The sequence below is a fragment of the Bacillus tequilensis genome (assembly GCF_012225885.1).
In the GTDB taxonomy this organism is placed as follows: domain Bacteria; phylum Bacillota; class Bacilli; order Bacillales; family Bacillaceae; genus Bacillus; species Bacillus tequilensis.
In genome coordinates, this window is record NZ_CP048852.1 from 1,351,509 (window position 1) to 1,372,217 (window position 20,709).

Consider the following 20,709-nt stretch of genomic DNA (forward strand, 5'->3'; position numbering starts at 1 on the left):
GTTTTTATTGCGGAGAAGGAGAGGAATTATGAAAAAAGAAAAAGCAATTGTCGTATTCAGCGGCGGTCAAGACAGCACCACATGCTTACTGTGGGCTCTAAAAGAATTCGAAGAAGTCGAAACAGTGACGTTTCATTATAATCAGCGTCATGCGCAGGAAATTGAAGTGGCACAATCCATTGCAGAAAAGCTTGGTGTGAAAAACCATTTGCTTGATATGTCTCTTTTAAATCAGCTTGCACCGAATGCCTTGACAAGAGATGATATTGAAATAGAAGTAAAAGACGGCGAATTGCCATCTACATTTGTTCCGGGCCGCAACTTGGTGTTTTTATCCTTTGCGTCTATCCTGGCATACCAAATTGGCGCGCGCCACATTATTACAGGAGTTTGCGAGACAGACTTCAGCGGTTATCCTGACTGCCGTGATGAATTTGTGAAATCCTGCAATGTAACGGTAAACCTGGCGATGGAGAAGCCGTTTGTCATCCATACGCCTCTTATGTGGCTCAACAAGGCGGAAACATGGAAGCTTGCAGATGAGCTTGGCGCGCTTGATTTTGTAAAAAATAACACGCTGACTTGCTATAACGGCATCATCGCAGACGGCTGCGGCGAATGTCCGGCATGCCACCTCCGTTCCAAAGGTTATGAAGAATATATGGTGATGAAAGGAGAGCGTGCATAAATTGTTATCTCAAATTTATCCGCAGGCCCAGCATCCTTATTCGTTTGAACTGAATAAGGACATGCACATCTCAGCCGCTCACTTTATCCCTCGGGAAAGTGCGGGAGCGTGCAGCAGGGTTCATGGACATACGTATACTGTAAATATAACCGTTGCCGGCGACGAACTTGACGATTCCGGCTTCCTTGTCAATTTCAGCGTGCTCAAAAAACTTGTGCACGGAAACTATGATCATACGCTATTGAATGATCATGAAGATTTTTCTCAGGATGATTGCTATTCGCTGCCGACAACTGAAGTCGTGGCGAAAACGATTTATGACAACGTACAGGCTTATTTAGACACTTTGGAGAATAAGCCGGCCTGTGTACAGGTGTTTGTCCGTGAAACACCGACAAGCTACTGTGTCTACCGTCCGAAAAAGGGTGGTTTGAATGGCTAAAGGAATCCCTGTATTAGAAATTTTCGGCCCGACGATTCAAGGAGAGGGCATGGTGATCGGACAGAAAACGATGTTCGTCCGGACAGCCGGCTGTGATTATTCCTGCAGCTGGTGTGACTCTGCTTTCACTTGGGACGGGTCTGCTAAAAAAGATATTCGCTGGATGACGGCTGAGGAAATTTTTACAGAGCTTAAGGAGATTGGGGGAGATGCGTTTTCCCATGTGACGATCTCGGGCGGAAACCCGGCTTTGTTAAAACAGCTGGATGCTTTTATTGAGCTGCTGAAGGAAAACAACATCCGTGCAGCGCTCGAAACCCAGGGGACTGTTTATCAGGAGTGGTTTACGCTGATCGATGATTTGACAATTTCTCCAAAGCCGCCAAGCTCAAAAATGGTGACGGACTTTCAAAAGCTTGATCACATTTTGACTTCACTTAAAGAGAATAACAGACAGCATGCTGTCAGCTTAAAGGTTGTTATTTTCAATGATGAAGATTTGGCGTTTGCCAAAACGGTGCACAAGCGTTACCCGGGAATCCCGTTTTATTTACAAGTCGGCAACGATGACGTGCACACGACAGATGATCAGACATTGATTGCACATTTGCTTGGAAAATATGAAGCGCTTGTTGATAAGGTAGCTGCCGATGCGGAGCTGAATCTCGTAAGAGTGCTTCCGCAGCTGCATACCCTGTTATGGGGCAACAAACGCGGAGTATAATAGAAAGGAAGATAAATATGACGACAAGAAAAGAATCAGAATTAGAAGGTGTCACACTGCTTGGCAACCAAGGCACAAATTATTTGTTTGAATACGCGCCGGACGTGCTGGAATCCTTCCCTAATAAACATGTAAACCGCGATTACTTTGTAAAATTCAATTGCCCTGAATTCACGTCTTTATGTCCGAAAACAGGGCAGCCTGACTTTGCGACCATCTACATCAGCTACATTCCTGATGAAAAAATGGTTGAAAGCAAATCATTGAAGCTGTATCTGTTCAGCTTCAGAAATCATGGTGACTTCCACGAAGACTGCATGAACATCATCATGAACGACCTGATTGAATTAATGGATCCGCGCTACATCGAAGTATGGGGCAAATTCACACCAAGAGGCGGAATTTCCATTGACCCATATACAAACTACGGAAAGCCGGGCACGAAGTATGAGAAGATGGCGGAATACCGTATGATGAATCATGATTTGTATCCGGAGACGGTTGATAATCGTTAATCATTCCGTTGTGTGATACCGAGTGTGAGACGAAGTGGAGTCACAGTAAAAGTGGGAAAAGTCACACCTGAAAATGGCTCTATTCATGGGAATTGCATCAAAAAGTGTGACCTAAGGTGCAACCTGAACTGTGACTTTAATGCAGTGAAAAATTGATAGTACAGAAGCAGATTAAGGCGTACAATTTGTACGTCTTTTCTTTTTTATTCGAAAGAAAAAATGCTTATCTAGAGATCATAGGCATTAAATATTATTATCAATACTTTAGGTGTTCTGGTTGTACAATTTCATATTCACCTTCTGCATACTCTTGCTCCGCATAATGGGCTCCCCATTGACAGAGCTCCTGCAAGATAGGTTTAAGAGATTCTCCAAGTTCAGTGGATGAATATTCAACCTTCGGCGGTACCTGATTATACATCTATCTGCTCACAAGTCCACTGGCTTCAAGCTCTCTAAGTGTTTGAATCAGCATTTTCTGAGTTATATTTGGGATAATGCGCTTTAATTCACTCGTTCTCTTTGGTCCATTCATTAAAAAGTATAATACAAGACCTTTCCATTTTCCGCCAATAACTTCCTTTGTCACTTCAAACCCACAGCTAAATTTTTTCATGTCTAAAGCTCTCCATTCCACATTTGTTACTTTTTAGTTACTATATCACAAAAAAGTGGGTACTTCCGATAAAGTGCTTACTGAAGGATACTATATCTTGTAAGTTGTTCTTCAAGTACTTAAAGGTACTAGACATAAAATAAAATTAATTCTAAAGGAGTGTTAAGTATGGGTAAATTTGAAGGTAAAATAGCGCTTGTAACGGGTGGAACAAGTGGTATTGGTCTTGCTACAGCACAAAAATTTGTAAACGAAGGTGCATATGTTTATATCACGGGACGTAGACAAAATGAACTTGATAAAGCTGTTAACCAAATTGGCAAGAACGTAACCGGTGTTCAAGGTGATATTTCTAAGCTTGAAGACTTAGACAAACTATATGACATTATAAAGCAGGAAAAAGGTAAGTTGGACATTCTTTTTGCTAATGCAGGCACCGGCAACTTCCTTCCATTAGGTGAAATTACTGAAGAGCAGGTTGATAGAACGTTCGACATTAACGTTAAAGGAACCATCTTTACTGTTCAAAAAGCGTTATCACTATTCCCGGACAAAGTAGGTTCTATTATTGTAACGGGCTCTACTGCTGGATCAATTGGCAACCCAGCGTTTAGTGTATATGGAGCATCTAAAGCAGCATTAAGAGCACTAGTTCGCAACTGGATTCTTGACCTAAAAGGGACTGAAATCCGCGTAAATGTGGTTAGTCCAGGAGTTATTCTTACACCTGCATACGATGAGCTTTTTGGTGATGCACTTGAAGGAGCAATGGAGAATACCAGAAATACTGTTCCAGCTGGAAAAGTTGGGACACCTGAAGAAGTAGCAAACGCTGTATCTTTCCTTGCTTCAGACGAAAGCAGTTACTTGACGGGTGTTGAATTGTTCGTAGATGGCGGGCTAGCACAGGTATAATTTCACTGCGCAGAGATTACAAATAGTCCCCAAAAAAGGTTAATGGGGATTTACTTGAAGAAGTCGTATAAAAAAATCGTTTTCCTCCTGTCTCTAGCTTAGTATTTGCTACTTGCGTCATACCCGCTTGGGGAAATTAAAGATTAAATGCGCAATGAAAGATATTGATATTAATCAAAAAACTGAATTTGGTGTTTCAAACCTTCAGCTTATGAAAAGGGAATGCACTATATAAAAGATGGATCATGAGTAATTTTACACCACTTAATTCAAGAAGAGCCTAGTTCAATACGCGAAATTCCAAACAGTCTACATACAAAATATAGTGACGTTATTCATAAGCTTAAGGTTGACGATGAAAGTTTTAAAAGCACAGTACGAAAGCTTTAGAAACAAAAATTGGAGGTGGAGAGCAAAATAATTTGAGAGTGAAAATTTATGTATGAACCCACAGCGCTTGGGACTTAATCTAAAAAAAGACGAGTGAATCCGGGGGGATTTCCACTCGCCGCTTTCTAATGAAAAGACGGGATGCTGGATGGCAGCTCGTCAGTTTTATTATAGTTTATCGAACATATGTTTGTAAAGGTGTCTTTTCTAAAGAATTGGTTAACATAACTGATCAGAACAGATTTATTGTAAACGTTCGTTTAGGTATGCTAAGATGCATGGACTATAAAGGAGTGATACGAAGTGAAGACATTGCGATTAAATGATGTAACGTTAGAAATAGCTGCATATCAAGAGGAGAGCGGGCCGAAGCGGAAAGTTGCATGTACCCTAAACGTTACGAGTGAGACTTACCATGATATCGCTGTCCTGTTGTATGAAAAAACGTTTAATGTTGAGGTTCCGGAACGCGATCTTGCCTTCCGGGGAGAAATCACAAATTATTCAACGTCATTGACCAACCTGTATGAACCTGGAGCCGTCAGCGAGTTTTATATAGAAATAACTGAAATAGACAAAAACGCCGATTCGTGATCGGTGTTTTTATGTAAAAAAGCTGCCGGCCGGCAGCTTTTGAGAAAGCGAATTTCATATGTAAGGTGTTTAATTTTTGTCTTGCAGTTTTTGCGAAAGAATGTGGAAATTAGGAGGTTTTAATAGGAGTCTCTGATGATCTTATAATTTTTATGATTAACAACTGTCAATGAATCTAACTCAAGATCCCGATAGTTATCCATAATCGTCACATCAACGATAACAGAATTCTCATTTACTTTTTCAACAACACCGGTTAATCCGTTTTTAAATTCAATGACATTACCAACCTTAGCGATTTTCACAAGCTTCCTCTCCTTTAAACATAATAATGCCTTTTGAAAGTATTTTGCAGTATTTTTATTGAGAAGTAAAGCGATAAGGAGTTTTCTTTCCATATGAATTGTCCTGTCGCTATAAAGATGATATATTGATTTTCGTCAAAAGAAAGAAAAGGGGGAATTTTTGTTGCGTCCCGAAGAGATAACAGAAATGATTGAACAGCTGCGCACCGGCGCCATAAACGAACTGAGAGTCCAGAAAGAGCATTTCCTGGATTTTAGGTCCGTGTTATCTAAACAAGCTGATTTTAAACATTTCCGAGGAATTGCCCAGCAAGGCGGAGATGTCATCTTTCAATACTTAGAACAGCCAAGAAGCTGAAGGTTTCTCATCCGTGAGAAGCCTTTTTATCATATATGACAACTTCCAAGCCCTTTATTACACTCGGCTGTAACAGGCGTAAATAAATTGTAAATCACCAAAAGTGGATAAATGTGTGTTGTATTTCCAAAAATTATAGAATGTATAGGTTGTTTTCCTTCCATTAACCAGACGGTTATCCTGCATATTCCATTCTGGTGCCTTCTTGGGATTGTTGGAAAATCTTTTTCCGTGAAAATGTATTGATCTCTTGTTAAGGTAGTAAAGTGTTTTTTGAGCACTTTAAGGAGGAAACTGTATGACGGCGAAATTCACTGCTCTGGCTGTTTTTCTTCTTTGTTTCATGCCTGCAGCAAAAATTGAACATACACATGCTTCACTACTGAGCACAAAGAAGACAAAACATGAAGAAGCGAAATGGCTTACCCATATAGAGAAAGACAGATACGAATCTTTCCCTTCACTGTCTGCTGATAAGGACCAGAAAAAAATAAAGCCGATCAAGCTATCAGCACACACTGAAAAGAAAGAGAATGACAAGCCAGATAAAACAACTGAAAAGAAAGAGACATATACAACGTCTGAAAAAGAATTGCTCTCCCGTCTGGTTCACGCAGAGGCTAAGGGAGAATCCTATAAGGGCAAGGTCGCTGTAGCAAGCGTTGTGCTGAACAGGACGGAGAAAAAAGGGTTTCCTGATACCATAAGAGGGGTTATTTATCAGAAAAACGCCTTTGAACCGGTTGGAAACGGAAGCATTAATCAAAAGCCTGATAAAGAATCGATTGCTGCTGCCAAAGAAGCGATGTCCTCAAAAAATAGAGAAACAGATGCCATATTCTTTTATAATCCGAAAACAGCTTCAGATAATTGGATTCGTTCTAGAAAAACCGTAGAAAAAATCGGCAGGCATGTTTTTGCCATCTAAGCATAGAAGAGACAAATTGTCTCAGCTGTGCTTTTTTTCATATAAAGAGTAAAAATAAAATATTTTTTGAACTTGTCTCATATGATGTTGGTAGTACAAGAGACAAGGGGAGACACCATGAATCGATTTGTGAAAGGGATCATTCTTTTATCTATTGCCGCCTTTTTCGCTGAATGCCTTGAATTTGTCGTGAACATGATTTTGGCGCGGGAGCTTGGCGAGCATGGGATGGGGCTTTACATGAGTATTTTGCCCACGATCTTTTTAATTATTGTCATCGCAAGCCTGGAACTGCCGATCTCGATTTCTAAATTCATAGCCGAATCCAATCCTAAGCTTCATGAAAGCATGCTGAGGCACGCTTTCAGAATGACAGCCATTTTTACAGCGTTTTCTACTGCCGCCGCCAGTATTGCGCTTCCGTTTATTCCGGTATTTGATACATACCACCCGTTTATTAAAGGAATTGTCATCGGCTTAATTCCTGTTGTCGCCTTTACATCAATTGCCAGAGGCTACTTTATGGGTGTGCAGAAAATGGGGAAGATCGCAATCGCCAATGTGATGAAAAAAATCATCCAGCTCTTGTGCTTATTCCTCTTTTTTCAATGGTACTCATTTGAATTGGACATGGCTGTGCTGATTTCCTTGTTTGTCCTAGTGGTAAGTGATGTGGTCGTGCTTGTTTATTTATACTCGCAATTCATCATAGCAAGGCGGGCGGTAGCCGGTCAGCAGCACATTCATTTGCGCGGAAAGGATGTGAGAAAAAGACTGCTTGCCGTTTCCATTCCTACAACAGGACTGCGTATTTTCCATGCAGTTGTCAACGCGATTGAACCTTTTTTAGTAAAAGGAGCGCTTTTGGCAGCGGGCGTTGCCGGGACAGCGGCGATCGATCAATACGGGATGCTGGCCGGAGTGGCTGTAACGATAGGGGCGTTTCCCGCTTTTATTGCTCATTCGTTAATGGTTGTCATGATACCGAGTATTTCGGAAGCTTATGCGCTTTCGCAGTATGATATCGTACTAAAAAGGCTGAAGCAGTCCATTTTCATTACACTTGGATACGGCATACCGGCTGTCTGGATCATGTTCCAGTTTGCGGGACCTCTCACACATCTTTTTTTTCACTCTCCTGAAGCGCAGTATTACTTGCAGCTATTGTGGCCATACTTTCTTTTCCATCTATTTGTCATGCCGCTTCAGGCGTGTTTAATCGGGATGGGGTTTGTGAAAGAGGCTTTTTATCACAATGTGTGGAGCCATATCGTTGCACTAAGTATGATGTATGTGCTGGGATCAATGGAAAATTTGCAAATGCTCGGGATTATCTTGGGAATGAATACCGGCATGATTTTGCTGACGAGCCTTCACTATGCCACGATCTGCAAAGCGCTGCAGGTATCTGTTTTCCTTACAGGAGGAAACAGAACGCCGCGGATTGAAGGATGATAAAGAAAAGCTGGGGCAAGCTAATTGAAAAGCATGAAAGGAAGATTCCATGTTCACGAAACGCTTGCTTACCTTATCCCTTTTGTTATTGGTGATGATTGCATGGTTTCCTGATACAGCAGCTGCCGAGGAAAAACAGCCTGCAGTTCCTGCTGTTTTTCTTATGAAAACGATAGAAGGGGAGGATATCTCGATTCCGAATAAAGGGCAAAAAACCATCCTCCATTTTTGGACCTCGTGGTGTCCGCCCTGCAAAAAGGAGCTTCCCCAGTTCCAATCATTTTATGATGCCCACCAATCAGGCAGCGTAAGGCTGATAACGGTGAATTTAGTGAACTCGGAACAAAACCAGCAAGCTGTTGAAGACTTTATTAAAGCTAACAAGCTGACGTTCCCGATTGTTCTTGATTCAAAAGGAGAATTGATGAAGGAGTATCACATCATCACAATCCCGACATCGTTTTTGCTTAATGAAAAGGGAGAAATTGAAAAAACAAAGACTGGCCCGATGACGGCGGAACAACTGAGAGAATGGACGGAAGAATAGCTGAGAGCATATGCTCTCAGCTTTTTTCATATCGTGGAGAATTGGCTAATTATTAATGATAATTATTATCAAAAAGAAATTAAAATAATTATAATTGAAATTCTCAACCCGCATGCTATAATAAAGGAAGATATCAAGAAATAACTGAGATCAAGCTGCCTTTTGGGCGGCGATTTTGTTTTTTATAAGAGAAATGAATATGATTTGCGTTCTCAATTAGAGAGGAGAATTCGATATGAATGAAGAAGTTATCGTTCAACGTGATCCGCAAGAGCCATTACAAACAGAACAGAGAGAAAAGAACTGGGCACAGCATGCGGAGCTTATTGCAGCTCTTGTATCAGGCGCGCTTATTTTGGCAGGCTGGCTCTTATCTGAACATCCAGTATTTTCGGTAACGCTTTACTTGCTGGCTTTTGTGATTGGCGGATTTGCAAAAGCAAAGGAAGGAATCGAAGAAACACTCGAATCCAAAACGCTGAATGTAGAACTGTTAATGATTTTTGCCGCCATAGGCTCAGCCTTGATCGGATACTGGGCGGAGGGTGCTATTTTAATATTTATTTTTTCCTTAAGCGGCGCTTTAGAAACATATACGATGAATAAAAGCAGCAGAGATTTAACATCTTTAATGCAGCTTGAGCCTGAAGAAGCAACATTGATGGTCAATGGCGAAACCAAAAAAATTCCGGTTTCGGACTTGCAGGCCGGTGACATGATTGTGATTAAACCAGGAGAACGCGTAGCGGCAGACGGTGTCATCGAATCGGGCTCAACAAGCCTTGATGAGTCAGCATTAACAGGTGAATCAATGCCTGTAGAAAAAAATACCGGCGACGCTGTATTTACGGGAACTGTGAATCGCAACGGCTCCTTGACCGTCCGTGTCACGAAAGCCAATGAAGATTCGTTATTCAGAAAAATTATCAAACTGGTTGAATCTGCGCAAAACAGTGTTTCACCCGCACAGGCTTTCATCGAACGATTTGAAAATGCTTATGTTAAAGGTGTGTTAATTGCGGTGGCTCTCCTGTTATTCGTCCCGCACTTTGCGCTGGGCTGGAGCTGGAGTGAAACCTTCTACCGCGCAATGGTGTTTATGGTTGTCGCTTCACCTTGTGCGCTTGTCGCCTCTATTATGCCAGCAGCGCTTTCTTTGATTTCAAATGGCGCTCGCAACGGCATGCTTGTAAAAGGAAGCGTCTTTCTTGAACAGCTCGGCTCTGTGCAAATGATCGCCTTTGATAAAACGGGCACTGTAACAAAAGGCCAGCCTGCCGTTGAGACGATCAGAATCGCAGAAGGGTTCAATGAAACGGAGGTGCTTGAGGCCGTCTATGCTATCGAAACGCAATCAAGCCATCCGCTCGCTCAAGCGATCACAACGTACGCTGAAAGCCGCGGCGTGAATCAGTCCGGCTATATATCTATAGAAGAAACATCAGGGTTTGGCGTGATGGCAGAAGTCTCTGGCGCGAAATGGAAGATTGGTAAAGCGGGTTTTATCGGTGAGGAAATCACAGCACAATTTATCAAACAAACAGCATCAGATGTGATTCAAAGCGGCCACACGATTGTATTTGTGAAAAAGGATGATCAAATCGCCGGCTGTATCGCACTGAAAGATCAAATCAGGCCCGAAGCAAAAGAGGTCATGGAAGAACTGAACCGACTTGGGATTAAAACGGCCATGCTGACAGGAGATCATGAGGACACGGCTCAAGCGATAGCGAATGAAGCCGGAATGACAACTGTTGCGGCAGAATGCCTGCCTGACCAAAAAGTGAATGAAATCAAACGGTTAAAAGAAGAATTCGGAACGATTGCAATGGTCGGTGACGGGATCAATGATGCGCCGGCACTCAAAGCAGCGGATGTCGGCATTGCAATGGGCGGAGGAACAGATGTTGCTCTTGAAACCGCTGATATGGTCCTCATGCAAAACGATTTAAAAAAGCTCGTCAACATGTGCCGCTTGTCACGGAAAATGAACAAGATTATCAAACAAAATATCGTGTTTTCTCTAGCAGTGATCTGCCTGCTGATTTGTGCAAACTTTTTGCAGGTGATGGAATTGCCATTTGGTGTGATCGGCCATGAGGGAAGTACGATTTTAGTTATATTAAACGGGTTAAGACTCCTAAAATAAAACCAGCAGTCCATTAGGGCTGCTGGTTTTTTATGTATCAAGCGTTTCCTTCTTTTTTGTCTTTATCCGATCTTTTCATAACGATGATGAGAGCGAGGATGCAGCATAGGAAGCCTGCTGCACAGCCTATGATAGAGCTGTAATAATAAAAGCCGACCATCTTCATACCGATAAAAGGAGCGGAAATTCCCAAAACCGTTAAGAGCATCACTGCTTTTCGTCTGAAAAAATTCATCAGCAAACGGAACAACTCCCTGCGATTGAACTCTACTGTCAGTATACAGGAAGAGAAGCAGGAAACAAAATGAAGGCGCCGCGAAAGGCAAACACCCGTAAAACCTGTTACAATAAAGACAGAACAATGTATTGCAAATGGCAGGGAGGAACAAGAAGTGAATAGAATACAGCGCGTCTCTTCATGGCTGAAGGAAGCAGGGCATACTGCCGCATTTATTCATACGAAAGAAAATGTTTTTTATTTAACCGGTTTCTACACAGAGCCGCATGAAAGATTAATGGGTTTATTTATTTTTCAAGAAGAGGAGCCTTTCTTCGTCTGTCCTGGAATGGAAGCAGCCCAGGCCCGCAACGCAGGATTGAATCATGAAATCATTGGCTATGCAGATCACGAAAATCCGTGGGAGCTGATAGAGAAAGCCTTGAAAAAGCGAAATATCAGCATACATAAACTCGCGATAGAAAAGGATTCAATCTCACTTTCTCGTGCAGAACAGCTGAAGCATTCAGTGGGCGAGGCTCAATTTGTTTCAGCAGAAGAAACACTCAATCAATTTCGCCTGATTAAAGACGACAATGAAATTCGTTTGCTGAAAGAGGCGGCAAAGCTTGCCGATTATGGTGTTGAAGTCGGCACAGCCGCTTTGCGCGAAGGGATCAGTGAAGTGGAAGTGCTCGCTCAAATCGAGTATGAACTGAAGAAAAAAGGAATTCAGGGCATGTCTTTCTCCACAATGGTTTTATTCGGGGGGAAATCAGGCCAGCCTCACGGAAATCCGGGTACAGCCACGTTGAAGAAGGGTGATTTTGTTTTATTCGATCTCGGTGTCATTCTTGACGGCTACTGCTCCGATATTACAAGAACGTTTGCATATAAAACCATCAATTCGAAGCAAGAGGATATTTATGAAACCGTGCTTCAAGCAGAAAAAGCCGCGATTGAGGCAAGCAAACCCGGCGTCAGAATCGGAGATCTGGATTTGACTGCCCGCGGAATCATTGAAAAGGCAGGTTACGGTGATTATTTTCCTCACCGGCTGGGACACGGACTCGGAATCTCTGTCCATGAGTACCCATCAATGAGCCAAGCCAACGATACACTGCTGCAGGAAGGCATGGTTTACACGATCGAACCGGGGATTTATGTGCCTGAGATCGGCGGCGTGCGTATTGAGGATGACGTCCATGTAACAAAGGACGGAGCGGTTGCTCTGACTCAATATCCGAAGGAATTAATCATACTGCCGTAACAGGAAGTAAAAAAGGACTTTGTTCTCGACATCGTCCTTTTTTATCTTCATTAAATAAAAAAATCATCAAATGTTCGAAATGGTTTAATTTCATGTTTTTGGTTGAGAGGTTTCACAGCAAGACAGCTGCCGCCTAGAACAGTGAGACATAACCCAATTAAAATGAAGAAACCCATGTGATCTTCTCCTTTCAGCAAAAAACATAAAATATGTCTGGTACGCTCTTATCATATTGTATGAAACGCATTCCAGATCAAGGGATTTAGAAAGAAGGGAATCTATGGCTAATATCAAAGACATTGCTGAAAAAGCAGGTGTCTCCGTTACAACGGTTTCCCGAGTCATAAACAATCATCCTTACGTCAGTGAAGACAAAAGAAATCGAGTGCTTAAAGCAATGGAAGCATTGGAGTACACGAGAAATATTCACGCTGTACATTTGTCGAAAGGATGTTCAAACATGATTGGTATAGTCTTGCCGACGGTTAACCTGCCTTATTTTGCAGAGCTGATCGCAGGAATAGCCGATGCAGCAGCGGAATCCGGAATTCACCTCTCTTTATTCCAAACAAACTACGATGTACAGAAAGAAATTTTTGCGCTGTCCCAATTAAAGCAGCGCCAGGTTGACGGATTGATTTTTTGCTCAAAGGCGATAGCCGATGAGAAACTTATGGAATGGGAGGGCCCGATATTGCTATGCCAGAATTCAGATATCAGCCGTTTCCCAACGATCAGCATTCCTCACCAAGAAGCATTCCGGTACGGCTTGGACTATTTAATTGCCAAAGGGCACAAAAAAATAGCCATCTGTCTGGCAAGAAAAAAAGGCATGAACAGCCATTTTCGAATCAAAGCCTATAAAGAAGCATTGGAAGAGATCGGTGAGGTATTTCGTGAAGGTTGGGTGATGGAGAAAGCGATTACAATTAATGACGGGAAGGCGCTTTTTCATAAGTGGAAAAAGTGGGAGGAAAAGCCGACGGCTATTTTTGTAGCTAATGATCAGGTTTCAGCAGGGCTGTTACTGGAAGCAAGGGCCCATAAAGTAAAAGTACCCAAAGAGCTGGCAATCTTAAGCGTTGATAACCACGAAATCAGCCAAGCACTTGGTATTACAACCATTGATATTCAGACAAAGGAAATGGGAAAGCAGGCGTTTGCCATGCTGAAAAAAAGAATTCAGGGTCAATCGAATGAAAGGAAAGTTCTGGATTACCGTCTCATCGAAAGATCGACTGTTTAGTGAAAGCATCGAAAAAAGGTTTGACGTGCATTCCGTTCGTTATGTACGATATGAGGTATTGAATGACAAAGGAGCTGAGGATCGTGAATGGGTCCTTCACAGTGAAAAAGGTACTGAATAATAACGTATTAATTGCTTCTCATCATAAATACAGCGAAGTCGTTTTAATCGGAAAAGGTATTGGTTTCGGAAAAAAACAAGATGATGTCATTGAAGATAAAGGCTACGATAAAATGTTCATTTTAAAAGACGAGAAGGAACAAAAGCAGTATAAAAAGCTCCTTGACTATGTAGATGAAAAGCTCGTTGATATTTCAAACGATGTCATTTATCACATTAGCAACAGGACGAACCACTCATTAAATGAACATATTCACATTGCGCTGACAGACCATATCGCATTTGCGATCAAAAGACAGCAGCAGGGATTTGATATGAAAAATCCATTTTTAATGGAGACTCAGTCACTTTATCCAGAGGAGTACCAAATTGCCACAGAAGTCATAGATATGATCAATGAAAAAGCGGGAATCTGCCTTCCGGAAGGGGAGATTGGTTTTATCGCCCTGCACATCCATTCAGCTTTGACAAACCGTCCGCTGTCTGAAGTCAATCAGCATTCGCAGCTGATGGCGCAACTTGTTGAAGTGATTGAAGACGCGTTTCAAATGAAAGTGAATAAGGAAAGTGTCAACTATTTGCGGCTGATCCGGCATATCAGATATACAATAGAAAGAATTAAACAAGAAGAACCGACGAAAGAACCAGAAAAATTAATGTTATTATTGAAAAATGAATATCCGCTATGCTACAATACAGCTTGGAAATTGATTAAAATCTTACAGCAAACATTGAAGAAACCAGTTCATGAGGCGGAAGCGGTTTATCTCACGCTTCATCTGTACCGATTAACCAATAAAATTTCATAGATTCAGTTTATCCTTATAACGTGTTACTGATCCGATCAGGCATGAGTGATTGAGGGGAAAAAACGGGAAGTCCATTCTCGTTCTTTTGCGCACCCAATTTTGCTCATGCCCTTTTTGTTGTGTAAAAGGGCAAATGTAAACGGTTAAACTGGAAGACTTACGCCTGTGAATTCGTTGTCATGATTTTTAGCTGTAAGGTCAGACTAGTAAAAAGAGGAGGTCAATTCTATGTTTAAAGCATTATTCGGCGTTCTTCAAAAAATTGGGCGTGCGCTTATGCTTCCAGTTGCGATCCTTCCGGCTGCGGGTATTTTGCTTGCGATTGGGAATGCGATGCAAAATAAGGACATGATTCAAGTCCTGCATTTCTTGAGCAATGACAATGTTCAGCTTGTAGCAAGTGTGATGGAAAGCGCTGGGCAGATTGTTTTTGATAACCTTCCGCTTCTTTTCGCAGTAGGTGTAGCCATCGGGCTTGCTAACGGTGATGGAGTTGCAGGGATTGCGGCGATTATCGGTTATCTGGTAATGAACGTATCCATGAGTGCGGTTCTTCTTGCAAACGGAACCATTCCTTCTGATTCAATTGAAAGAGCCAAATTCTTTACGGAAAACCATCCTGCTTATGTAAACATGCTTGGTATACCTACCTTGGCGACTGGCGTGTTCGGCGGTATTATCGTCGGTGTGTTAGCCGCACTATTGTTTAACAAATTTTACACAATTGAACTGCCGCAATACCTTGGTTTCTTTGCGGGTAAACGTTTCGTTCCAATTGTTACGTCAATTTCTGCACTGATTCTGGGTCTTATTATGTTAGTGATCTGGCCTCCGATCCAGCATGGATTGAATGCCTTTTCAACAGGATTAGTGGAAGCGAATCCAACCCTTGCTGCGTTTATCTTCGGGGTGATTGAACGTTCGCTTATCCCATTTGGTTTGCACCACATTTTCTATTCGCCGTTCTGGTATGAATTCTTCAGCTATAAGAGTGCAGCAGGGGAAATCATCCGCGGGGATCAGCGTATCTTTATGGCGCAGATTAAAGACGGCGTACAATTAACAGCAGGTACGTTCATGACGGGGAAATATCCATTTATGATGTTCGGTCTGCCTGCTGCGGCGCTTGCGATTTACCATGAAGCAAAACCGCAAAACAAAAAACTTGTTGCAGGTATTATGGGATCAGCAGCCTTGACATCCTTCTTAACAGGGATCACAGAGCCATTGGAATTCTCATTCTTATTCGTTGCCCCTATCCTGTTTGCGATTCACTGCCTGTTCGCCGGACTTTCATTCATGGTCATGCAGCTGTTGAATGTTAAGATTGGTATGACATTCTCCGGAGGTTTAATAGACTACTTCCTATTCGGTATATTGCCGAACCGGACGGCATGGTGGCTTGTTATCCCTGTCGGCTTAGGGATTGCGGTCATTTACTACTTCGGATTCCGATTTGCGATCCGCAAATTCAATCTGAAAACACCGGGACGCGAGGATGCTGATACTGAAACAGCAGCATCTGGGAAAACTGGTGAAGCAGGAGATCTTCCTTATGAGATCCTTCAGGCAATGGGTGACCAGGAAAACATCAAACATCTTGATGCTTGTATCACTCGACTGCGTGTGACAGTAAACGATCAGAAAAAGGTTGATAAAGACCGTCTGAAACAGCTGGGCGCATCCGGTGTGCTTGAAGTCGGCAATAACATTCAGGCTATTTTCGGACCGCGTTCTGACGGTTTAAAAACACAAATGCAAGATATCATTGCGGGACGCAAACCAAGACCTGAACCGAAAACATCCGCACAGGAAGAAGTAGGTCAGCAGGTTGAGGAAGTGATTGCAGAACCGCTGCAAAATGAAATCGGCGAAGAAGTTTTCGTTTCTCCGATCACTGGGGAAATTCACCCGATTACCGATGTTCCTGACCAAGTTTTCTCAGGAAAAATGATGGGTGACGGTTTTGCGATTCTCCCTTCAGAAGGTATTGTCGTATCACCGGTTCGAGGGAAAATTCTAAATGTGTTCCCGACGAAACATGCGATCGGCCTGCAATCTGATGGCGGAAGAGAAATTTTGATCCACTTTGGTATTGATACTGTCAGCTTGAAGGGCGAAGGATTTACGTCTTTCGTATCAGAAGGAGACCGCGTTGAACCCGGACAAAAACTTCTTGAAGTCGATCTTGATGCAGTCAAACCGAATGTACCGTCTCTCATGACACCGATTGTATTTACGAATCTTGCTGAAGGAGAATCAGTCAGCATTCAAGCAAGCGGCTCAGTCAAGAGAGAACAAGAAGATATTGTGAAGATTGAGAAATAAGGTGTTTGTACGCTGTGCTTGTCAGATGACAAGTACGGCTGTATGATATAATATTGTGGAGTAATATAGCTTTTAGTTAAAAGGAGAATGATAAAAATGGCACAAAAAACATTTAAAGTAACTGCAGATTCTGGAATCCATGCTCGTCCTGCGACAGTTCTAGTACAAACTGCAAGCAAATATGACGCTGACGTTAACTTGGAATATAACGGAAAAACAGTTAACCTTAAATCTATCATGGGTGTTATGTCTCTAGGTATCGCTAAAGGCGCTGAGATCACAATCTCTGCTACTGGCGCTGACGAAAACGATGCTCTTAACGCTTTAGAAGAAACAATGAAAAGCGAAGGACTCGGCGAGTAATGCAAGAATTAAAAGGGATTGGCGCTTCAGCCGGCATCGCGATTGCAAAAGCGTACCGGCTTGAAGAGCCAGATTTAACGGTTGAAAAGAAAAACATCTCTGATTCTGAAGCGGAAGTAAGCCGTTTCGATGAAGCGATTGCACGTTCAAAAGAAGAGCTCGAAAAAATCAAAGAGCACGCTTTGAAAGAACTGGGTCAGGATAAAGCTGATATTTTTTCTGCTCACCTTTTAGTTCTCAGTGACCCTGAGCTTCTGAACCCTGTGAAAGAAAAAATCAGCACTGATTCAGTGAACGCTGAATTCGCTTTAAAAGAAACGTCTTCTATGTTTGTTACCATGTTTGAATCCATGGACAATGAATATATGAAAGAGCGTGCGGCAGATATCCGCGACGTTACAAAACGCGTAACCGGCCACCTGCTTGGCGTTGAAATTCCAAACCCAAGCATGATCTCAGAAGAGGTTATTATTGTAGCTGAAGACTTAACACCGTCTGATACAGCTCAATTAAACCGTGAGTTCGTAAAAGGATTCACAACTGATATCGGCGGACGCACATCTCACTCTGCCATCATGGCGCGCTCTCTTGAGATTCCTGCAGTTGTCGGAACGAAAGCGGCTACAGGCACGATCCAAAACGGCGTGACTGTTATCGTTGACGGTATTAATGGCGATGTCATTATCGACCCAGCTGCGGAAACTGTAAAAGAGTATGAAGAAAAACATAATGCTTATCTGGCTCAAAAAGCTGAGTGGGCGAAGCTTGTCAATGAACCGACTGTTTCAAAAGACGGCCATCATGTCGAGCTTGCAGCGAACATCGGGACTCCTGATGATGTAAAAGGCGTTCTTGAAAACGGCGGAGAAGCAGTCGGCCTGTACCGTACTGAATTCCTTTACATGGGAAGAGATCAGCTTCCTACAGAAGATGAGCAATTTGACGCTTACAAAACGGTTCTTGAGCGTATGGAAGGAAAATCAGTTGTCGTGCGGACACTTGATATCGGCGGAGACAAAGAGCTTCCTTACCTGCAGCTTCCTAAAGAAATGAACCCGTTCTTGGGTTACAGAGCGATTCGTCTTTGTCTTGAAGAGCAAGAAATCTTCAGAACACAGCTTCGCGCGCTGCTTCGTGCAAGTACATACGGAAACTTGAAAATCATGTTCCCTATGATTGCGACAGTTAACGAATTCAAAGAAGCAAAAGCGATCCTTCTTGAAGAGAAAGAAAAGCTCGTAAAAGCGGGACAGACTGTATCTGACGACATTGAAGTCGGTATGATGGTTGAGATTCCGTCAACTGCAGTCATCGCTGATCAGTTTGCTAAAGAAGTTGACTTCTTCAGTATCGGAACAAACGATTTGATCCAATACACAATGGCAGCTGACCGTATGAATGAGCGTGTATCTTACCTGTATCAGCCATACAACCCGGCAATCCTTCGCCTGATTACACTCGTAATTGAAGCGGCACATAAAGAAGGTAAATGGGTTGGCATGTGCGGAGAAATGGCAGGAGACGAGATTGCGATTCCGATCCTTCTCGGCTTAGGCTTAGATGAGTTCTCAATGAGCGCAACGTCTATCCTTCCGGCAAGAACACAAATCAGCAAATTGTCTAAAGAAGAAGCACAGTCATTCAAAGAAAAAATCTTATCTATGAGCACGACAGAAGAAGTTGTCGCGTTCGTAAAAGAAACATTCAAGTAATATCTAAAAACCAGACGGCCTCCGGCCCGTCTGGTTTTTTTCATAAGCAAGGGGATTGAAGGGCACAATAACATGGCTAGGAGGGATAGTATGTCAAACCAATTTAATGCAGGAGATACAGTGTACGTGATCTACAGAAATCCGCACGCCGCCAATGTTGCCCACATAAAGGAAGCTGAAATCGTGCATCATCCATACCATGAGGGTGAGCTTTCGCTGTTTATTTATGAAACCTATCATCCGTTTGCAGAGGACGATGCTGTGTTTTCAAATTATGAGGAAGCTAAATCTCTCTACAAAGAACTATTTGATATCGACCCGTATGAGTAACAAGGAAATCATTACAACTCATATCCTTTCCGTTTTATGAGAAAAGTAACGTTAGTAAAGGAAAAGGATGTGGCATTATGCAAAATCCATTTGTTCCGCAGCTTGTGTATATTGAACCGAGAGCGCTGGAATATCCGCTGGCCCAAGAATTGCAAGATAAATTTGAGAAAATGGGGATTGAAATCAGAGAAACGACATCCCACAATCAGGTTCGTAACATTCCAGGGAAAAATCATCTTCAGCAATATCGCAACGCGAAGTCAACCTTAGTCATCGGTGTGAGGAAAACATTAAAGTTTGACTCTTCCAAACCCTCGGCAGAATACGCCATTCCGTTTGCAACAGGCTGTATGGGGCATTGCCATTACTGCTATCTGCAAACAACGATGGGGTCTAAGCCGTATATCAGAACCTACGTAAACGTCGAAGAAATATTAGACCAGGCGGATAAGTATATGAAGGAGCGCGCACCAGAGTTCACAAGGTTCGAAGCCTCATGTACATCAGATATAGTAGGAATCGATCATCTGACACACACGCTGAAGCGCGCCATTGAACATTTTGGACAAAGTGAGCTTGGAAAGCTCAGATTTGTAACGAAATTCCATCATGTCGATCACCTATTAGATGCAAAGCATAACGGGAAAACGAGATTCAGATTCAGTATTAATGCCGACTATGTGATTAAAAACTTTGAGCCGGGAACCTCCCCTCTTGATAAGCGGATAGAAGCGGCAGTAAAGGTTGCAAAAGCAGGGTATCCGCTAGGTTTTATCGTTGCGCCGATTTATATTCATGAAGGCTGGGAGGAAGGGTACAGACATCTGTTTGAAAAGCTTGATGCTGCTTTGCCGCAGGATGTCAGACATGACATTACTTTTGAATTAATTCAGCACCGTTTTACCAAACCGGCCAAACGGGTCATAGAGAAGAATTATCCGAAGACAAAGCTCGAATTAGATGAAGAAAAGCGACGATATAAATGGGGCCGTTACGGGATCGGAAAATATATTTATCAAAAAGATGAGGAGCACGCTCTTCGAGAAGCGCTTGAATCCTATATTGATACTTATTTCCCTAACGCAAAAATCGAATATTTCACTTAATCGGGCTGTTATGATGAACAGCTCGCTTTTTTATAAAAAGGATTCCATTCCATCAAAACACCAGAATTCAATGATTCTTTGTCCTCTAAATCATGTCTGGCAACACGAATCGGTGAACGGCCGCAATGGGGGAGAAAGGACAGCGCATGTCTTTTTTCTTGCCCGCCACTCCAACATATTGAAAGCGCCCGCCGCCGGGAAGGGTTCCAGCCGCCCGTCACGTCAACAGTCAGCTCGTACATCAGCCATTTTCTGATTTCCATTGAAAGTATTTCGAAGAAGGCCGTGCTTTCTAATAGCCCCGTTGTCTGTTGCCTGCGCCCATGTATGGTTAGGAGATTCAATGGTTCTTTCTTGTGAAAAACAGGCAGAGAACATTTTCTTTGAAGAGTAATCAGCCCTTTTATACCACTCTCACTTTAGTTTCTAATGGTCAGAGCCTCAAATTTTCTGCTGTTTGCACATCCATTTGTTTGATTATAATGCCCACTCCCCGTATGTGTCCTCGAAAAAGAAAATTGAATCTTCAGTAAATATAATCTGATTTTCATATCATTTATTTTTTGATTATTCATTTATTTA

22 protein-coding genes and 2 pseudogenes are annotated in these 20,709 nt (G+C 42.4%); 20 read left to right on the top strand and 4 right to left on the bottom strand.

Annotated elements, in window-relative coordinates:
• Positions 1-28: 28 nt before the first annotated feature.
• From queC to queF, 4 genes are read left to right on the top strand one after another with little or no spacing between them, the layout of a single operon-like run.
• A complete protein-coding gene (gene queC / locus G4P54_RS07220; RefSeq protein WP_024716288.1) occupies positions 29-688 on the top strand; it encodes a 7-cyano-7-deazaguanine synthase QueC in 660 nt (219 codons plus the stop codon).
• A complete protein-coding gene (queD, locus tag G4P54_RS07225) occupies positions 681-1,130 on the top strand; it encodes a 6-carboxytetrahydropterin synthase QueD (RefSeq protein ID WP_167872231.1) in 450 nt (149 codons plus the stop codon). Before queC ends, queD begins: the two co-directional genes overlap by 8 nt.
• On the top strand, positions 1,123-1,854 hold the full coding sequence (gene queE, locus G4P54_RS07230; RefSeq protein WP_024716286.1) for a 7-carboxy-7-deazaguanine synthase QueE: 732 nt from the start codon (positions 1,123-1,125) through the stop codon (positions 1,852-1,854). Before queD ends, queE begins: the two co-directional genes overlap by 8 nt.
• A 17-nt stretch (positions 1,855-1,871) precedes the next feature.
• Positions 1,872-2,369 (top strand): preQ(1) synthase, encoded by a 498-nt coding sequence (queF, locus tag G4P54_RS07235; protein WP_024716285.1) that lies wholly within the window; start codon positions 1,872-1,874, stop codon positions 2,367-2,369.
• A 256-nt stretch (positions 2,370-2,625) separates the two neighbouring features.
• Here the strand turns inward: queF and G4P54_RS07240 are convergent.
• Positions 2,626-2,985, bottom strand: a pseudogene (locus G4P54_RS07240) (winged helix-turn-helix transcriptional regulator).
• Between the two features lie 168 nt (positions 2,986-3,153).
• On the opposite strand from G4P54_RS07240, the gene G4P54_RS07245 reads away from it, so the two are divergent.
• From G4P54_RS07245 to G4P54_RS07255, 3 genes and pseudogenes are all read left to right on the top strand, one after another.
• Positions 3,154-3,900, top strand: a complete 747-nt coding sequence (locus tag G4P54_RS07245; RefSeq protein WP_151296604.1) for an SDR family NAD(P)-dependent oxidoreductase — start codon at positions 3,154-3,156, stop codon at positions 3,898-3,900.
• A gap of 154 nt (positions 3,901-4,054) precedes the next feature.
• Positions 4,055-4,321: pseudogene (locus G4P54_RS07250) on the top strand (HNH/ENDO VII family nuclease); the annotation flags it as partial.
• A gap of 272 nt (positions 4,322-4,593) precedes the next feature.
• Positions 4,594-4,884, top strand: coding sequence for a DUF3219 family protein (locus G4P54_RS07255; protein ID WP_167872232.1), 291 nt, complete (start codon positions 4,594-4,596; stop codon positions 4,882-4,884).
• Between the two features lie 119 nt (positions 4,885-5,003).
• On the opposite strand, the gene G4P54_RS07260 is transcribed toward G4P54_RS07255, so the two are convergent.
• Positions 5,004-5,189, bottom strand: coding sequence for a YkvS family protein (locus tag G4P54_RS07260; RefSeq protein WP_003232446.1), 186 nt, complete (start codon positions 5,187-5,189; stop codon positions 5,004-5,006).
• A gap of 163 nt (positions 5,190-5,352) precedes the next feature.
• Here G4P54_RS07260 and G4P54_RS07265 point away from each other — a divergent pair, with 163 nt between their 5' ends.
• From G4P54_RS07265 to pfeT, 5 genes are all read left to right on the top strand, one after another.
• Complete coding sequence (locus G4P54_RS07265; RefSeq protein ID WP_024716273.1) at positions 5,353-5,547, top strand: protein YkzS; 195 nt, start codon at positions 5,353-5,355, stop codon at positions 5,545-5,547.
• 298 nt (positions 5,548-5,845) lie between these two features.
• Complete coding sequence (locus G4P54_RS07270; RefSeq protein ID WP_024716272.1) at positions 5,846-6,475, top strand: cell wall hydrolase; 630 nt, start codon at positions 5,846-5,848, stop codon at positions 6,473-6,475.
• A gap of 117 nt (positions 6,476-6,592) precedes the next feature.
• Positions 6,593-7,930 carry a sporulation protein YkvU gene (gene ykvU / locus G4P54_RS07275; protein ID WP_024716271.1) on the top strand — a complete coding sequence of 446 codons (1,338 nt, stop codon included), beginning with the start codon at positions 6,593-6,595 and terminating at the stop codon, positions 7,928-7,930.
• 49 nt (positions 7,931-7,979) lie between these two features.
• Positions 7,980-8,477 (top strand): endospore biogenesis thiol-disulfide oxidoreductase StoA, encoded by a 498-nt coding sequence (gene stoA / locus G4P54_RS07280; protein ID WP_024716270.1) that lies wholly within the window; start codon positions 7,980-7,982, stop codon positions 8,475-8,477.
• A 235-nt stretch (positions 8,478-8,712) separates the two neighbouring features.
• Positions 8,713-10,626: a metal-transporting ATPase PfeT gene (gene pfeT, locus G4P54_RS07285; protein WP_167872233.1), complete on the top strand. Its 1,914-nt coding sequence runs from the start codon at positions 8,713-8,715 to the stop codon at positions 10,624-10,626.
• Between the two features lie 37 nt (positions 10,627-10,663).
• Here pfeT and G4P54_RS07290 read toward each other — a convergent pair whose 3' ends face one another.
• A complete protein-coding gene (locus G4P54_RS07290; protein WP_024716268.1) occupies positions 10,664-10,867 on the bottom strand; it encodes a hypothetical protein in 204 nt (67 codons plus the stop codon).
• A gap of 151 nt (positions 10,868-11,018) precedes the next feature.
• Here G4P54_RS07290 and papB point away from each other — a divergent pair, with 151 nt between their 5' ends.
• The 8 genes from papB to splB all read left to right on the top strand — a co-directional run bounded on the left by papB (position 11,019) and on the right by splB (position 20,127).
• Positions 11,019-12,113: a di/tri-peptidase gene (gene papB / locus G4P54_RS07295; RefSeq protein WP_167872234.1), complete on the top strand. Its 1,095-nt coding sequence runs from the start codon at positions 11,019-11,021 to the stop codon at positions 12,111-12,113.
• A gap of 280 nt (positions 12,114-12,393) precedes the next feature.
• Positions 12,394-13,359 carry a LacI family DNA-binding transcriptional regulator gene (locus G4P54_RS07300; protein ID WP_167872235.1) on the top strand — a complete coding sequence of 322 codons (966 nt, stop codon included), beginning with the start codon at positions 12,394-12,396 and terminating at the stop codon, positions 13,357-13,359.
• A gap of 83 nt (positions 13,360-13,442) precedes the next feature.
• The gene (gene glcT / locus G4P54_RS07305; protein ID WP_489687040.1) at positions 13,443-14,288 is read left to right on the top strand and encodes a glucose PTS transporter transcription antiterminator GlcT; all 846 of its coding nucleotides are present in this window, start codon (positions 13,443-13,445) and stop codon (positions 14,286-14,288) included.
• A 228-nt stretch (positions 14,289-14,516) separates the two neighbouring features.
• Positions 14,517-16,616, top strand: coding sequence for a PTS glucose transporter subunit IIABC (ptsG, locus tag G4P54_RS07310; RefSeq protein WP_024716264.1), 2,100 nt, complete (start codon positions 14,517-14,519; stop codon positions 16,614-16,616).
• A 96-nt stretch (positions 16,617-16,712) separates the two neighbouring features.
• Positions 16,713-16,979, top strand: coding sequence for a phosphocarrier protein HPr (locus tag G4P54_RS07315; RefSeq protein WP_003218637.1), 267 nt, complete (start codon positions 16,713-16,715; stop codon positions 16,977-16,979).
• The gene (ptsP, locus tag G4P54_RS07320; RefSeq protein WP_024716263.1) at positions 16,979-18,691 is read left to right on the top strand and encodes a phosphoenolpyruvate--protein phosphotransferase; all 1,713 of its coding nucleotides are present in this window, start codon (positions 16,979-16,981) and stop codon (positions 18,689-18,691) included. Before G4P54_RS07315 ends, ptsP begins: the two co-directional genes overlap by 1 nt.
• 90 nt (positions 18,692-18,781) lie before the next feature.
• Positions 18,782-19,021 carry a splAB operon transcriptional regulator SplA gene (gene splA / locus G4P54_RS07325; RefSeq protein ID WP_024716262.1) on the top strand — a complete coding sequence of 80 codons (240 nt, stop codon included), beginning with the start codon at positions 18,782-18,784 and terminating at the stop codon, positions 19,019-19,021.
• A gap of 77 nt (positions 19,022-19,098) precedes the next feature.
• A complete protein-coding gene (gene splB, locus G4P54_RS07330; protein ID WP_151267374.1) occupies positions 19,099-20,127 on the top strand; it encodes a spore photoproduct lyase in 1,029 nt (342 codons plus the stop codon).
• A gap of 8 nt (positions 20,128-20,135) precedes the next feature.
• On the opposite strand, the gene G4P54_RS07335 is transcribed toward splB, so the two are convergent.
• Positions 20,136-20,390, bottom strand: a complete 255-nt coding sequence (locus G4P54_RS07335; RefSeq protein ID WP_240939744.1) for a hypothetical protein — start codon at positions 20,388-20,390, stop codon at positions 20,136-20,138.
• Between the last annotated feature and the right edge of the window lie 319 nt (positions 20,391-20,709).

Excerpts from the sequence above, each read along its gene's own strand:
- queC (WP_024716288.1), top strand. The coding sequence starts at position 29 with ATGAAAAAAGAAAAAGCAATTGTCGTATTCAGCGGCGGTCAAGACAGC.
- queE (WP_024716286.1), top strand. The coding sequence starts at position 1,123 with ATGGCTAAAGGAATCCCTGTATTAGAAATTTTCGGCCCGACGATTCAA.
- queF (WP_024716285.1), top strand. The coding sequence starts at position 1,872 with ATGACGACAAGAAAAGAATCAGAATTAGAAGGTGTCACACTGCTTGGC.
- G4P54_RS07245 (WP_151296604.1), top strand. The coding sequence starts at position 3,154 with ATGGGTAAATTTGAAGGTAAAATAGCGCTTGTAACGGGTGGAACAAGT.
- G4P54_RS07270 (WP_024716272.1), top strand. The coding sequence starts at position 5,846 with ATGACGGCGAAATTCACTGCTCTGGCTGTTTTTCTTCTTTGTTTCATG.
- ykvU (WP_024716271.1), top strand. The coding sequence starts at position 6,593 with ATGAATCGATTTGTGAAAGGGATCATTCTTTTATCTATTGCCGCCTTT.
- stoA (WP_024716270.1), top strand. The coding sequence starts at position 7,980 with ATGTTCACGAAACGCTTGCTTACCTTATCCCTTTTGTTATTGGTGATG.
- pfeT (WP_167872233.1), top strand. The coding sequence starts at position 8,713 with ATGAATGAAGAAGTTATCGTTCAACGTGATCCGCAAGAGCCATTACAA.
- G4P54_RS07300 (WP_167872235.1), top strand. The coding sequence starts at position 12,394 with ATGGCTAATATCAAAGACATTGCTGAAAAAGCAGGTGTCTCCGTTACA.
- ptsG (WP_024716264.1), top strand. The coding sequence starts at position 14,517 with ATGTTTAAAGCATTATTCGGCGTTCTTCAAAAAATTGGGCGTGCGCTT.
- G4P54_RS07315 (WP_003218637.1), top strand. The coding sequence starts at position 16,713 with ATGGCACAAAAAACATTTAAAGTAACTGCAGATTCTGGAATCCATGCT.
- ptsP (WP_024716263.1), top strand. The coding sequence starts at position 16,979 with ATGCAAGAATTAAAAGGGATTGGCGCTTCAGCCGGCATCGCGATTGCA.
- splA (WP_024716262.1), top strand. The coding sequence starts at position 18,782 with ATGTCAAACCAATTTAATGCAGGAGATACAGTGTACGTGATCTACAGA.
- splB (WP_151267374.1), top strand. The coding sequence starts at position 19,099 with ATGCAAAATCCATTTGTTCCGCAGCTTGTGTATATTGAACCGAGAGCG.
- G4P54_RS07335 (WP_240939744.1), bottom strand. The coding sequence starts at position 20,390 with ATGGAAATCAGAAAATGGCTGATGTACGAGCTGACTGTTGACGTGACG.